Genomic DNA, 14,993 nt, shown 5'->3' on the forward strand with positions numbered 1-14,993 from the left:
AGGGCATCCGCAATCTTCATTTCATTGCGTGCATGACATCACGAGGGGTATTTCCTTTCAATTATTACAATACTTAGTCACATACCGTTGTCATTGGCTTGCTGACAAAGCACATTATTCATATTAGAACACAGACTGTGATTATGACTCAGGAGGGAGGACCTGTTTTGAATATTTCACCGGTTCGAATTCTGATTGTCGAAGACGATCCTGATATGTCCGAGGTCATCGCTGATCTGGTGGAATCGGAAGGTTGGGAAGCCATCCGCGTCTTTTCCGCCGAGGAAGCGCTCGAAAGGATCGACGACACGTCAATCTCCCTGCTTCTGGTGGATCATAACCTGCCCGGCATTTCAGGCCGTTCGCTGGCACAACGGTTTCGCCGTGACACGGATAAGGGCATTATCATGGTGACCGCAGCGGGCAGCTCGGTTGACCGGGTGCTGGGGCTGGAAACAGCGGCTGACGATTATGTGGTGAAACCATTTGAGCCGATTGAGCTGGCTGCACGTATTAAAGCGGTTCTGCGGCGGTCCACAATGACGAGCCGCATGTCGGACCAGCCGGAAAGAAATGAGAATGCCAAAGCCATTAAAATTGGCGACTGGCTGATCGATCTTGAGGCGCGTCTGGCCTACTCCACCAGCAATCCCGTTGCCACGCTCACAAACTCTGAATTTTCGCTGCTGGAAATTCTGGCGGCAAAACCTGGGGTGCCTATTGATCGTGTCGAAATCCTGCATCGTCTTGGCTCTGATGGGCGGCTCTATATCGACCGCAACATTGACGTCTTGGTCCTGCGGCTAAGACGCAAGATTGAGCGCAATCCATCCATGCCAAAGCACATCAAAACCAATCGCGGAAAAGGCTATATGCTCGTTCTTGACGCGCCAGAGCAGGCTGCACCGTGACGGCGGACAGGTTCCTCAATTCCATTGCTTTCCGCATACCCCTCGCCATCGGCTTCATCTGTACACTTGTGCTCCTACTGTCTCTCATGGCGGTGAAAAGCCTGACGGATGCCAAGACCCAAATGACGTCCTATGGCGTGCAGACCTATGCGGATCTTGCGGTGGCGTCCAATATTTCGCGGCAGGCATCGGCCCTTCTTTCCTCCGCGCCCTTCATACTCAACACGACATCACCGTACCGGCTCTCTGACGAAAGTCTCTCCATTGCCGAACAGATCGATTCCCTCAGCGGATATATTGCCCGCAACGGCGCAGAATCCGGGGTGAGCCCGGCACCGGGCACAAGCGAACTGGTCGATGCACTGCGATTGGTTCGTGAAACCACCCTCAAGCTTGCCGCAGCAGCAGAGGAGGCACAGCTCTACAAGGACAAGATCGCCCGCAGCGTCGAAACAATCCGCCACTTTGAGGGCAAAGGCCCTGAACCAGACCTGCAATTGAGGCAGTTCGCGCTGAATGCGGCTTCGGCCGACAGTCTTTTCAGCCTCGGCGAAATGCGGCGATCTTATCTTCGCCGCTCCACGTCGATGCAGACAGCCGCCGGTGATCAACAATTATCATCGGTTCAATACAGCATTTACGATCAGATATTTCAAATGCGAGAGATCTATCTGCGCCGCTTCATCGAAGTGCGCAGCATATTGAGCGAAATGCGCAAAGCATCACAGAAACTCACCGCCGGGCTTGAACAGCAAAGCCAGTTGCTCCGCAGTGATTTTAACGCCGGCATTGCAGCGGTTTCCAACAATCTGGACAGCATACGCACATTTGTTCTCGCAACAGTACTGCTTGTGATCATACTTTGTGTTGTTACTGTTTATTATTCCATCAGCCGGGTTTCAGCGGGGATAGCCCGGATTTCTGATGCGCTGAACCGATTGGCCAGAGGCGAAAGAGATGTCCGCCTCCCTCTTGTCGGCACGAATGAGACGGAGTTACAGGATCTTATCCGGGCATTCAATGCCTTTAAAAGCAGCGTCGAGCGTTTCAATCAGCTGCATATCAGAGCCACTCGGGCTGCCCGCACCATCCGCTGGACATTTCGCAGCATGAATGAGGGTATCGCGCTGTTTGATGCAAATGGAAAGGCTATGGCCATGAACCGGCGCCTCGTCGAATTTGCAGGCGCCGGGGCGACGGTCCGCACCTGGAGCCTGCAACAACTGGCTTCGGCATTCACGATACCAGCCAATGGTGATCCTTTGGATAATAATGGCGCTGCCAGCGTAACGCGCGTCAGCAAGAACAACAGGATTCTTGAAGTTTCACGCACGGACCAGCCGGGTGATCGCTCTATCCTTGTTGTACGCGATATCACCGAACAGGAAACGCAGCAGCGGGAAATTCAAAGGGCCAAGCGGCTCGATGGCATGGTGCGCTTTAGCCATCAGCTTAGCCACGAACTTGGCAATATGATCGGTATTGTAGTCGGCAGCGTGGGTATGCTGGAAAAGATGGGGACACTTTCGAATGCCGAGATGCGGAATGTTGCACGCATCAGGAAAGCCTCTGAACGGGGCAAGGAACTCGTTGAAGGAATGCTCTCCTTTGCCAGTAAGCAGCACAATAGCCCTGTCCGCTGCGATCTGCGCAAAACCCTGCGCGGCATTGAAGATGTTTTGCACGTCATCGTGGGACCCGACATCAAGCTGACAATTTCCGCACCCGAAAACTTGCCGGAAGTATCGCTTGATCCTGCCCTGTTTGAGCAGGCGATCGTCAATATCTGCCGTAACTCCGCGGCAGCCATGCCTGATGGCGGTGACATCAGGATAACACTCGAACGGATCGCGGATCGCGTCCGCGTCATTGTTGTCGACACGGGTAACGGCATCCCGCTGGAACTCGTCGACCGTGTGTTCGAACCCTATTTCACCACGCGCAGATCATCAGGCGGGACGGGTCTGGGGCTGGCAATCGTCTATGGTTTTGTACGCCAAGCGGGCGGCGAAATAACACTGACGTCAAAAGTCGATATCGGAACCACGATCACCATGTCATTCCTCGAAGCAGCTGAGTAGCAGTCCTGCTCCTACTGACGGCTTAGACTGATGGAACCGACCCGGCAGGTCATAGCCATTCTCAAAGGCCCAAAGACCCACAGCCGTTATGCTGTATGGGTATTGCGGCGTTTCAACTTTGCAACGATCACAGGAGGCGATGACACTACCTGTGAGTAAGGGGCGAAAAATACTCTACCGTTTCCATCATCGATCTTTGGCATGTTACCTCCTGTTGAGATTGTAACGGGCGTCAACCCAAGAGAAATGGCGGATTTTGCCGATCCAGACGCCTGTCAGATGGTCATCGCAGCGCATCCTGCTTCGTGACTTTGCGCGCTCACAAAAAACTCATAAATCATATTATCAAGTATTTATGAACAAGAATCACTTGCATTATGAAATTTTGGGAGAGATGGCCTGAAAAGCGACATGATAAAAGAGAGAATCTCTGAAATCGAACTTTGATATCCGGAATAAGAGAATGGAGACCGGCATGTTCACTCGAATAGTCTTGGCCGCGATTGCATTGGGCGTTTTTTCGTCAGGGCCCGTTCTGGCTGACAGCTTCAGCGATACGCTGGCAAAATGCCAAGACGATGCCCTCGGTTTTGACACACGCATTGCCAGCTGTACGCAAGCCGTCGACACCTCGCTGGATAAGCAAAAGCCGACTGCCTATGCTGCCAGAGGCATGACCTATGGACAGGCAGGCAAGCTCGATCAAGCCATCAATGATCTCGGCATTGCTGTTTCGCTCGATCCAAAGCTCACGCTCGGATGGTATAATCTTGGCTACGCCTTCCTCCAGCAAAATGCCCCTATTCCGGCGGTTGGCATGTTCGACAAAGCTATTGAGCTTGACGGCAGCAACCCCGACTTCTTTTACTATCGGGGGCTCGCATATCAGGGTTCAAAGCAGCCAGATGAGGCCATTGAGGATTTCACCCGTACAATTGAACTTAAACCGACACAGAACGCCGAGGCGTATCAGCACCGCGCCGAGTGCCACAGGCAATTGGGCCACCAGACGCAAGCAGTTGCCGACGAGCAAGAGGTCCAGCGTCAAAGTAAGGCCGCCAACTGAGCAGATCCACTTAAAGGAAGAAGATCATGGGATGGCTTGATTGGATGAGTGGTGCGAAAGCACCAAAGGAGGGCGTTACCCCTGCTGTTGCAACAGACCTCCACAAGGCATTGCTTGCCGTCAACCGCAGTTCAGCGCCCTTCATTGTTCGCGAGGAGAATACTGGCTCGGCAGACCTGATTGCCGAATGGAAGATCGTCGATGCAGGCTGGTATGAAATATTCGGCCGCGCGCATTTGACCAAGGTTGCACGGGTTTTGCTGCGCCTTGACGAGATACAAAAAGAAGTACGGTCATGCGACGAAATATGGTCCGTCGAATGGCACACAGGTGTGCCCAATCTCAGTGCTTCAGGCGAATATTTTCGCGGCCAGCAGACCTCGATCGAATTTGGTGCGGGCTATGCGTTCACAGAAGAGTTGCAATACGGCCAAGTCTACAGATATCGCTTCTCGACAAAGGAGCTAAAGTCACCATTGCAAGACATAGTTTCCAATCACGGATGGCGTTGGCGCCCCGTTGCATTCGGAAAATTATAGCTGCTGATCGCCAGCAGCTATTGTAATCATATCGAGCACAATCACCGCTCCTGCATGGCCTGTGACGAGACTTCTGCCAGAGGTGAGAAGAGATATTCGATGATGCGGCGTTTGCCTGTCTTGACCTCGACGGTGACGGACATGCCCGGCGAGAGTGGCATCTGCTTGCCGTCAACCTTGATGGTGGTGACATCAGGCTGGATGGTGACGGGGAATACAAGGTTCTGCACGCGCTGGACATTGCCGATTGGAATGGTGCTCTGCAATTCCTTGGCCGCTGCGCCTTCCAGTGCCTGTGCATCAGGCTCAGGAATAGCGTCGGTGGCAACGCGTGTGACCTTGCCTTCAAGAACGCCAAACCGGGTGAATGGAAAGGCCTCGACCTTGATGACGGCAGACTGACCTGCCGAGACAAAGCCGATATCGCGGTTGGGAAGATAGGCTTCGATTTCGAGCATTGAATTGCTGGGTACAATGCGCATCAGCTCGCTCCCGGCAGAAACAACCTGACCGACCGTCGTGATGGCCGAAGCCTGAACAACACCATCAATCGGACTGATGATGGTCATGGCCTGCGACCGCTTGCTTGCCTTGATCAACTGCTGTTCCAGTTCGTCCACTTTGCGCGAGGCTTCGGACTGCTTCTGAACATTATCAGCGATGAAACCGTTCACAAGTTTTGCTGCCTCGCTCAAGGCAACTGTGAGAGCAGCACGGGCTGCGGCAAGCTGGCCCGTCTGGGTAACGAGGCTTGCTTCCGCCTCCTGTTGCGATTGCAGGGCATCGATGACCTGCGCGCGCGAACCTGCGGCTGTCGGGATCAAATCAGTGCGCATGGACACACGCTCTGTCAGGGTTTTGACCAAAGCCTGCTGGGCCGTGATGGTTTCTGTCAGGCTTTCAATCTCGGTCTGGCGCTGTTTGGCCGTAGCGCCAAGATTGTCCAGCGAGGAACGCAGCTGCGATGTGTCAGCCCGGTAGATCAACTGTTCACGGCGGCGAATGGCTTCGGAGATACCATCAGGAAAAGTAACCGACTGCTCCGACACCGGTTCCGCATTGCGCAACCCGTTCTTCTGCCAGTCGGCAACCGTGCCAAGCACTGCTTCGCGGCGGGCAACTTCGGCGCGATATGCCTGAAGGCTGACTGCAAGCGCCGTTTCTTCGGATTTGATCTGTATGTCGTCAAGTTCGACAAGCACGTCACCGGCCTTGACTGCCATGCCGTTCGTCACAGGGACAGCCTTGGTTCGACCCAGCTCGATCGATTGGATGATCTTCACCCGGCCTGTTGGCTGCACCTTGCCTTGTGCCGTTGCCACAATGTCGAAGGTGCCAAAATAGGCCCACAGGATGGTGCTTGCTGCAAGGACGCAGATAAACCAGATAAAGGCTGTTCTGATTGGAGATGGCGGTGTTTCAAGTATCTCCAGCGCTGCCGGCAGAAACTGGTTGTCGGCCCGCTGCCGCTTGATCCTCTTCAGCGCGTCCTTCGTGATCTTTTCCGACTTCGCCTGCTCAGGCTTCATGGGCGCATTCATGCGTTGTTGCTCCCGGACTGGAGTTGCCACAGATGCGCGTAGAGACCATCCTTTTTGGCAATGAGCGTGTCGTGCGTGCCCTCTTCGACAATACGACCGTCTTTCATGCCGATAATACGGTTGCAGTAGCGCACAGTGGCAAGCCGGTGAGCGATAATGATAACAGTTCGTCCCCGCACGATCTCGCGCATATTGGCAAGAATGATCCGTTCGCTCTCATAGTCGAGCGCGCTTGTCGCTTCGTCGAGAATGAGAATGGGTGGATTGGTGGCGAGTGCCCGGGCAATGGCAAGCCGCTGACGCTGCCCGCCGGAAAGGTTGGCGCCGCGCTCTTCGATCAGCGTGTCATAGCCTCGGGGCAGTTTCGAGATAAACTCTTCTGCGCCAGAAAGCTTTGCCATGCGCATGGCCCCTTCCCGCGGCATCGCCGGAGCTGCAAGCACGATATTGTCATGGATGGTGCGGTTGAACAGCATGTTCTCCTGCAGCACCACGCCAATACTGGCGCGCAGCCACGCCGGATCAACCTGCGCGATATCCTGCCCGTCAACAAACACCTGTCCATTATTGGGAATATAGAACCGCTGGACGAGCTTGGTCAGCGTCGACTTGCCCGAGCCCGATGGCCCGACAATGCCAATTACTTCGCCGGGACGAACCGAAAGGTTGATATCTTTCAGCACATCCTGCGCGTCGGGCGAATAGCGGAAATTGACCGACTTGAATTCTATGGCGCCCTTGGGTACGGGCAGGCTGACGGCAATCGCCGGACGCGGCTCCTGCGGGGCGTTCAGAATGTCAGCCAATCGCGAGATGGATACCTGCACCTGCTGGAAATCCTGCCATAGCTGCGATAGACGCAGGATCGGCTGTGCCACCTGACCCGCAATCATATTGAACGCGACGAGCGCGCCAACAGACAATTCGCCATTGATCACCGCCTGCGCGCCAAAGAGAAGCAGCGCTGCACTGGTGACCTTGCTGACATATTGAATGGCGTTCTGGCCCTTGGCTGCAAGCATGGTTGCAGCAAAGGAGGAGCGGACATAGGCGGCAAGCCGCTCTTCCCACTGGGCCGCAACAACCGGCTCCACGGCAGCAGCTTTCAGTGTCTGCACACCCACCACCGTCTCCACCAGCAACTGCTGGCTATAGGCACCGCGATCAAACTTCTCGTCAATGCGTTCTTTAAGAAAAGGCCGGATGAGAAAGCCGATGGCAAGATAGAAGGGAATGGAAGCAACGACGATCCATGCGAGCTTTGCCGAATAGGCAAAGAGCACAATGATGAATACAATTGTGAAGATGAGATCGAGGCCGGAGAATAGCCCCTGTCCGGTCAGAAAATTGCGGATCGTTTCAAGCTCACGCACCCGTGCGACCGTCTGGCCCGCTGCGCGCGTCTCAAAATAGCTGAGCGGCAGGTTGAGGAGATGACGAAACAGGCGTCGTCCCAGTTCCACATCAATGCGGTTGGTCGTGTGTGACAGGGCGTAGGTGCGCAGATATTGCAGCACCACATCGAATAATCCGATAGCGGCAAGGCCGATCACCAGAACGATCAGCGTTGAATAGCTGCGATGCGCGAGCACCTTGTCCACCACCACCTGAAAGAACAGCGGTGTAACAAGGGCAAACAGCTGCACAAACAGCGAGGCCAGCAACACATGGCCAAAAACGCGCCGGTAGCGCCAGAGCGATGGGAGAAACCAGCGAAAGCCAAAATTCTCGCGTGAAGCACCGGCTCCGGCAAAGCGCCGTTGCACCAGAACGAACTTGCCAGCCGTCAATTGCAGCAATTCGGCAACCGGGATCTCGCGCGAGGTGAAGCCCAATGGATTGACGAGCCGACATTTGCCTTCGGCATTCACGCCGCCGAAGATGGCAAATGTTCCGTCATCTAGGCAAGCCATGGCCGGGACCGGCAGTGTTGAAAGCCGTTTGGCATCGCTTGCTTTGACAATGCGCGCCTTCAGGCCAATGGAACCGGCGGCTCGGAGAATATCCTCAGGCCCCGCTGCGCCCTTTAGTGCATATTCCCGTGCGAGCGTCTCGGGCCGCGTGGCAATCCGGTAATATCCTGCGATTGCTGCCAGCGCCGCGAGGCCACTGTCAGGTGCTTGTCCACCAAAGACGCTTGCCTCCCTGGACTCTGTCCCTGGGCTCACATTATCCATGATGAAGCCGTCGCGTGCTTGTGATCATGATTGTCTCCCCCACAATCCGTTACCTCAACGGCAACAAAATCCATGCCCCCGCGCGCAAAGGCGCGTCGTATATCCAAAACATTTGCCGACATTATCATGTCGCTAAAATTGCCTTTGGAGCTTTAACGGGGCCCAGGAAGTGCGTCAACACCCCTGGGCCCCATTGCGATATCAGCTTCAAATCAAGCAGCAAGAGCCCTGGAACTGAATGCAGGCTGACCGACGAAGTGGAAGCTATCCGCGTGAGAGGTGGCGAACTGCTTGAACGCGTTTACGTCATTCCATCCCGCCAACTGGATGCTGCTATTGCCGTCCTTGAGCAAGACATTGCCATCCTGAAGCACAGCGCTGTTCAACACTTCATCCAGATTACCGAAGATGGACGAGCTGAACTCCAGCACATCCTGTTCACCAGCATAGATATTGAAGTCGCTGATGATATCGTTACCGAACCCGACGGCATTGAAAGAGAAGGTGTCGTTGCCAAACCCACCTGATAATGTGTCATTACCCACACCACCATTGAGCTTGTCATTGCCTTCCCGTCCGAACAGGGTGTCGTTGCCCTTTCCACCATTAAGCGTGTCGTTACCGGCAACGCCGATATGCGGCATGGATGGAACGGGCGGAGCCACCGATACGTTGACTTCGTATGGAACCTGCGAAGGAACGGAGTTCGGATCGTCATAGTTCCCGACAACGATGTAGTAAGTTCCTGTTGTCGTTGCAGTAAAGGTCAATGCAGAATCTGTGCTGCGACCAACCGAGCCGGGATCACCGCCGCCATCATCATTGTTGGCAACTTCAATTCCGGCTCCGCCATTATCCTGCATCAGCCTGATATAGCTGTCGAACGCCCCAACGGTGTGGTCGATATCAACAGTGATAATGGACCCGGCATTCAGCGTTACCTTATAATAACCCGCAGCCCCATTACCAACCGCGTTAACGGTCGAGTGCGGCTTTGTTTCAGCATTGGCGATGTCTGCGTCGGCCAATGTCGAGAACTTGTTGGTGAGGTCGAAAGCGTTGGCAAACGAGGTGTTCGTCGCATCGGCTCCCAAAGTGGCATAACTATCACCAAGACCAATTCCGGAAACCGGGAAAGGTTCGAAATCGCCGTCGAGGATATCGTTGCCGTCGCCGCCGTTCAGGGTATCGTTACCGCCCTGTCCAACCAGTCGATTATCGCCAGCGGTTCCAGACAAAGTGTCATCAAAACTTGATCCGGCAATGCCTTCGATTGACACAAGTGTATCCTCGCCGGTATTGCCAGCCAGATCGATGTTTACAGCCTGTGTGCTGTCGTAGAAGGCAACCATATCAAGGCCTTCGCCGCCATCGATATAATCCTTGCCAGCGCCGCCACCGATTGTGTCGTTACCGCCGCCACCGCTGAGTCTGTTGACACCGGCATCACCGAAGAGATTGTCGTCATAGGCCGAACCGACGAGATTCTCGATCGACACGAGTATATCGCCTTTCGCCCCGCCGGTAGCATTGCCTTCAGCGTCGCCGCCACTGGCAACACCTGTAGCAAGATTGACGTTAACGCCCTGCTTGCTCCGGGAGTCGGCACCGATTGTATAAACTGCGGTGTCATTGCCTTCACCACCATTGAGATAATCAAATCCGGCACCGCCGATCAGAATATCATCACCGGCATCGCCGTAGAGAATATCGGCATCGCGGGCACCGTCGAGTATGTCATTTCCATCACCGCCGTTGAAGACGTCGCCGCCGCCAAGGCCCTGGAAATGGTTGTCCGCACTGTTGCCGATAAACCGATCAATACGATCATCCGAACCGATCAGGTTTTCAATGCTGTAGAACGTATCGCCGGTGGCTGTACCGCCGCTTGCAACATTGGTCTCCAGATTGACGAGCAACTGGAACGGGCTTTCATGGCTGAAATCAACAGTGTCGGAACCGGCACCGCCGATGAAGACATCCACGCCATCCTGACCGCGCAGAATGTCATCGCCTGCGCCGCCGTCCAGAATATCGTTACCCTGTCCGCCCTCGATGATATCGTTGCCGCCTTCGCCATACAGCTTGTCATCACCGTCAAGACTTTCGGTCTGGTCAGGCAATTGCGAAATTGGAATGGTATTGTTGATATCGCGACTGGCGAGAGAATCCCGACCGCCGATAATGTGGTCATCACCATTGCCGCCACGAATGGAATCGGCACCGTCGCCGCCATCAAGATAATCATTCCCGGCACCACCAAGAAGCAGGTCATTACCAGCGCCGCCGTCAAGTTCATCATTGCCAGCATCACCATAAAGCCGGTCATTGCCTGCAAAGCCAGCAATTTTGTCATCACCGGCGCCACCAATCAGCTCGTTATTGCCATCATTACCCAGAATGATGTCGTTGAACGCGCTGCCAACACCCTTTTCGATGTAGTAGTCTGTCGCATCGGCATTATGGCCCTGATAAATAACAACATTGTTGTTATGGCCATTGACACTGGACCAGCGGCCTGCCCGCAGATCAAGCGTTGTACCAGCCGTTGATCCGGAGAAATCTACCGTGTCAAAACCGCCTGTGTCATGGATGACAAAGCCGATATCATGACCGTTTCCAGTCGTCTTCAGTTCATATCCAAGCTTGGTGCTGCCAAACCCGTAGACGTCGTTGCCAGTGTTCAGCTGGACATCCTGATATGTCCGCACTCCATTTGTAACCGTGGAATAATAGTGGCGAATGACCGCCTCAATATCACCGACCATTGGGGTGGTTGCCGACCATGCCGTGGTTTCGCCAACGTCAATACCGTCAAAATAAGACATGACGCTGTAACGCTGCTGATCATATACCCATGTGGCACCTGCCAGATAGGTGATCTGTTCGCCGCCGGGTCCGCCGTAATTATAGACACCGGGGTGATTCAGCCCCCATTCATGGCCGAATTCATGGATGAACGTGTTGAAAATATATCCGCCCGGCGCTGTCTTATCGACCTCTGTGTCATGGAACCGCTGCCCGACACTGACATAATGGCCGCTGGAATAGGCGCTCCCGTCATCCTTTTCCCCGACTTCAGGGCTGACAACCTTCAGATATTCGCCTGATGTGACGAATTCGAACTTGAGCGGCGTGACCGTGGACCACTGCTGCAGCGCTGCCATTGCCGCGGCTTTATAATCCGGGTGATTGTTAAGTTCCTCCAGATTCACTTTGATGGGCTGTTGCGCCATCTCGGGCGTAAGATCCCGCTGCAGCGCGCCGAGATAATCGAGAAATGCCTCGTAATCGGTGCTCTTGCCGAACGTGTTGAGTGGAGTTTGATCGATGTTCTGCCAGGATTTATCGCCGGGCACACTCGCGGCGCTGGATATTACTTCACTCGCAGAGAACTGCTGAGTGCTGGTAGGCGCATGTTTTTGAGGCATACCATTTTGACACAAAATGCACATTGTAACGAATCCCCTTGTTCATTTGGAGTACGCTTTTGTAATCATCTGTCGTAACTGTGAACGAACGGAAGTTGACCCATTCCGCCCGAGGTAACTTTACCTGACCGGCAATTCATGGTCGAAAAAACCAACAGTCAATATCTGCAACTATCAACAATCGTAACTAATTATGTCAGTATAAAATCGCTAGACGCTCGACCGCCAGTTGATTAGAATGAACAACAAATATCACTGGCGGAAATAGGCTGAAAACTCTCGCTTTTATCGAAAAACGCTTCAAATTTTGAAGTAAATTTCAATCATATATACCTAATATATTGGTCGCATAATTTATATACATTCCCAGCCTCTTCCTTTGGTGCAGCGTCGCCATTTGGGAAATGAACCGGGGAATCGATGGTTGCCTTGCCGCCCGATTCAATCTTGCGCTCCCCGACGAATTGAAGTCCTCTCTGGCCCTGCTTTGAATCAGGAATCGCCCAGAGGGGAATAGAATGTCCTTCCAGAAAATCGATGAACTTGGCCACAAACTTGAGGCTTTGGAACACGCACTTGCCATTCTTGGCGCCGATGAGGCGACCCATATGGCCGTTGGTGGCGGCGAGAAACGTGCCGAAGCCATGAGCACACTTGCCGGCATGTACCATCGTCAGGCGTCAGCGCCCGAGATTGCCGACTGGATTTCTGCCGCGGAAGCTGAACCGCTCAGCGAGGAGCAGGAGACGGCTGTCAGAGAGTTCAGGCGGAACTATACCAATCTGACCTGCCTACCAGCCGAGTTTGTCGAGCGGCAGATGAATACTCGAATTCGCTGTGAGCAGTTGTGGCGCGATCTGCGCGCCAAGAATGATTGGTCGGGATTTCTACCCGCACTTGAGGGCGTCGTTACACTGGCGCGCGAAGAAGCAGCGATGCGCTCCGAAGTGCTTGGTCTTGGTCTCTATGACGCGATGATTGAACAGCACGATCCGGGCAATCGCACCGCCGAGATCTCGCCGGTATTTGCCGAGCTGAAAAACTTCCTGAAGGATTTCGTTCCTGAAGCGCTTGCCGTGCAGGAGGAACGTCTGGCAAAACATCCGCTTAAACCACTCTCGGGCGTCTATTCCATCGATAAGCAGCGTGAACTTGGCCTTGCCATGATGGCTGCCATTGGGTTCGACCTTTCACACGGTAGCCTGTCCATATCGCACCATCCGTTCTGTGGCGGCGTACCGAGTGATGTTCGTATCACGACCCGTTACCGGACGACGGAGTTTCTCTCCTCTCTCATGGGTGTGCTGCACGAGACCGGCCATGCGCTTTATGAACAGAATCTTCCCAAGCAATGGGCCCATTGGCCCGTGGGAAAAGCCCGCGGCATGGCAGTGCATGAAAGCCAGAGTCTGTTTGTCGAAAAGCAGCTTGGGCGCAATCCAGCATTCTGGCATTGGGCACTGCCTATTGTCGAAAAGCATCTGGGTGAAACATGGTCGATCGATGACATCATTCCCCATGTGCATCGGGTGGAGCGTGGGCTCATCCGTGTTGATGCTGATGAAGTCACCTACCCGCTGCATGTGATCCTGCGTTACGAACTGGAACAGGATCTCATTCAGGGACGGCTTGAGGCGGTCGATTTGCCGGAAGCATGGGACGCGAAGATGCGCGAATATCTTGGTCTTTCCACGATTGATAATCCAGCCGATGGACCCATGCAGGATGTGCATTGGGCGGGTGGTGCATTCGGCTATTTCCCCTCCTACACACTCGGCGCAATGATGGCTGCGCAGCAATGGGCGGCCCTGACAAAAGAGCATCCCGCAGCCGATGATGATATTGCCAGAGGTGACTTTACAGCCGTCAATCAATGGCGCCGCGATCATATCTGGTCGCAAGGCTCACGCTGGTCCACGCCGGAATTGCTTCTGCGAGCCACCGGCGAAAAGCTCAACGCGGACCATTTCATCGGGCATATCCGCAAGCGTTATGGAGCAGCGTAAACAGGACGATAGTGAAGCGGCATGAATTATAATTCATTGACTGAATTATATTGACGGCCTCTTTGCAATGCGCTTAGTTACCCCTGCCAGCACTCGAGGAGGATTGCTGGCCTTCATAAGGAACAGCGGTCGCCATCCAAGGCGCCACACACCAATGGGAGGGGCTTCGGCCTCGAGGAGGACACTTGCGCACTTTTTTGGGCACGACCGCCATGGCGGTCCTTGCGACCACACTTTTTGCATCACCAGCCAGCGCGGAAACGGAAAATCCCTTTCGCTGCAAACCCGGCGAAAAATACGTCATGAACGTAATGGTTTCCGGCGTTGAATACTGGTTCCCCGTCTACGAAATGTTCAAACAGGCGGGCAAGCAGCTGGGCTGTGAGACTGCATATACCGGCACACCTGAGTATGACGTCAACAAGCAGATCGCCAGCTTCGATCAGGCTCTGGCGCAGAATCCGGCCGGTATTCTTGTTCATCCAATGAATTCCGATCCTTTCATCGAGCCGATCAACCGCGCCGTTGATCAGGGTACTGCCGTCGTCACTTTTGCCGCCGACTCGCCGCTTTCCAAGCGGATTTCCTTCATCACATCAGACAACAAGCGCGAGGGCATTTATGCCGCCGACGCGATTGCCACCAAGCTGGGTGGAAAAGGCGAATATGCCGTTCTTGAAAATCCGGGACAGGATAATCACGACCGGCGTGTCACAGCCTTTGTCGACCGGATGAAGGAAAAATGGCCTGACATGAAACTGGTCGGTCGCGCAGCGTCCAATCAGGACCCGACCAAAGCTTACCAGGGGTTGATGAGCATTGCTCAGGCCAACCCCAATCTGGCGGCTGTCTTCATGCCAGAGGCAAACTCGGCCATTGGTGCGGCGCAGGCCAATAAGGAAAGCGGCGGCAAGATTCTCGTCATGTGCGCCGACGTAAACGCCAATATTCTGGATATGATCAAGGCCGGTCAGGTCTTCGGCTCGATCAACCCAAATCAGGGCATGCAGGGCTATATGGGCTTCATGCTGCTTTGGTTCGCCAAGCATCCGGAACTGATCGATCCGATGAACGATGCAAAGCGCGCCGGTACCAACCCGATGAGCATCCCCTTTGTTGACAATGGCCTGTCCATCGTGACAGCCGACAATGCGGATGACTTCTTCTGGGACAAGTATCTGAAGCGCCGCGGCACCAAGGGTATTGACGAGTAAGGTTCGTCGTCAGCTATCCAGACCGGC

Annotated in this window: 9 protein-coding genes; 6 read left to right on the forward strand and 3 right to left on the reverse strand. The window is 54.3% G+C overall.

Features of this window, described 5'->3' with window-relative positions; translation table 11 throughout:
• The first annotated feature begins 143 nt into the window (after positions 1-143).
• The 4 genes from FHW17_RS12485 to FHW17_RS12500 all read left to right on the forward strand — a co-directional run bounded on the left by FHW17_RS12485 (position 144) and on the right by FHW17_RS12500 (position 4,597).
• On the forward strand, positions 144-911 hold the full coding sequence (locus FHW17_RS12485) for a response regulator transcription factor (RefSeq protein ID WP_112526348.1): 768 nt from the start codon (positions 144-146) through the stop codon (positions 909-911).
• Positions 908-2,992: an ATP-binding protein gene (locus FHW17_RS12490; RefSeq protein ID WP_182510014.1), complete on the forward strand. Its 2,085-nt coding sequence runs from the start codon at positions 908-910 to the stop codon at positions 2,990-2,992. Before FHW17_RS12485 ends, FHW17_RS12490 begins: the two co-directional genes overlap by 4 nt.
• Positions 2,993-3,467: 475 nt before the next feature.
• Positions 3,468-4,058, forward strand: a complete 591-nt coding sequence (locus tag FHW17_RS12495) for a tetratricopeptide repeat protein (protein WP_182510015.1) — start codon at positions 3,468-3,470, stop codon at positions 4,056-4,058.
• 26 nt (positions 4,059-4,084) lie between these two features.
• On the forward strand, positions 4,085-4,597 hold the full coding sequence (locus FHW17_RS12500; protein WP_182510016.1) for a hypothetical protein: 513 nt from the start codon (positions 4,085-4,087) through the stop codon (positions 4,595-4,597).
• 41 nt (positions 4,598-4,638) lie between these two features.
• Here the strand turns inward: FHW17_RS12500 and FHW17_RS12505 are convergent, their stop codons facing one another.
• The 3 genes from FHW17_RS12505 to FHW17_RS12515 form a co-directional block, all read right to left on the reverse strand.
• The gene (locus FHW17_RS12505; protein WP_246706833.1) at positions 4,639-6,126 is read right to left on the reverse strand and encodes an HlyD family type I secretion periplasmic adaptor subunit; all 1,488 of its coding nucleotides are present in this window, start codon (positions 6,124-6,126) and stop codon (positions 4,639-4,641) included.
• An 8-nt stretch (positions 6,127-6,134) separates the two neighbouring features.
• Positions 6,135-8,315: a type I secretion system permease/ATPase gene (locus FHW17_RS12510; protein ID WP_113095910.1), complete on the reverse strand. Its 2,181-nt coding sequence runs from the start codon at positions 8,313-8,315 to the stop codon at positions 6,135-6,137.
• A gap of 212 nt (positions 8,316-8,527) precedes the next feature.
• Positions 8,528-11,746, reverse strand: a complete 3,219-nt coding sequence (locus FHW17_RS12515) for a pre-peptidase C-terminal domain-containing protein (protein WP_182510018.1) — start codon at positions 11,744-11,746, stop codon at positions 8,528-8,530.
• Between the two features lie 518 nt (positions 11,747-12,264).
• Between FHW17_RS12515 and FHW17_RS12520 the strand changes: the two genes are divergently transcribed.
• On the forward strand, positions 12,265-13,752 hold the full coding sequence (locus tag FHW17_RS12520) for a carboxypeptidase M32 (RefSeq protein ID WP_112526334.1): 1,488 nt from the start codon (positions 12,265-12,267) through the stop codon (positions 13,750-13,752).
• Positions 13,753-13,937: 185 nt separating this feature from the next.
• Positions 13,938-14,966 carry a substrate-binding domain-containing protein gene (locus FHW17_RS12525; protein ID WP_112526332.1) on the forward strand — a complete coding sequence of 343 codons (1,029 nt, stop codon included), beginning with the start codon at positions 13,938-13,940 and terminating at the stop codon, positions 14,964-14,966.
• Positions 14,967-14,993 lie beyond the last annotated feature (27 nt).

This window comes from Phyllobacterium sp. P30BS-XVII (assembly GCF_014138335.1).
In the GTDB taxonomy this organism is placed as follows: Bacteria; Pseudomonadota; Alphaproteobacteria; order Rhizobiales; family Rhizobiaceae; genus Phyllobacterium; species Phyllobacterium meliloti.

Excerpts from the sequence above, each read along its gene's own strand:
- FHW17_RS12520 (WP_112526334.1), top strand. The coding sequence starts at position 12,265 with ATGTCCTTCCAGAAAATCGATGAACTTGGCCACAAACTTGAGGCTTTG.
- FHW17_RS12500 (WP_182510016.1), top strand. The coding sequence starts at position 4,085 with ATGGGATGGCTTGATTGGATGAGTGGTGCGAAAGCACCAAAGGAGGGC.
- FHW17_RS12505 (WP_246706833.1), bottom strand. The coding sequence starts at position 6,126 with ATGAAGCCTGAGCAGGCGAAGTCGGAAAAGATCACGAAGGACGCGCTG.
- FHW17_RS12495 (WP_182510015.1), top strand. The coding sequence starts at position 3,468 with ATGTTCACTCGAATAGTCTTGGCCGCGATTGCATTGGGCGTTTTTTCG.
- FHW17_RS12515 (WP_182510018.1), bottom strand. The coding sequence starts at position 11,746 with ATGCCTCAAAAACATGCGCCTACCAGCACTCAGCAGTTCTCTGCGAGT.
- FHW17_RS12510 (WP_113095910.1), bottom strand. The coding sequence starts at position 8,315 with ATGGATAATGTGAGCCCAGGGACAGAGTCCAGGGAGGCAAGCGTCTTT.
- FHW17_RS12485 (WP_112526348.1), top strand. The coding sequence starts at position 144 with ATGACTCAGGAGGGAGGACCTGTTTTGAATATTTCACCGGTTCGAATT.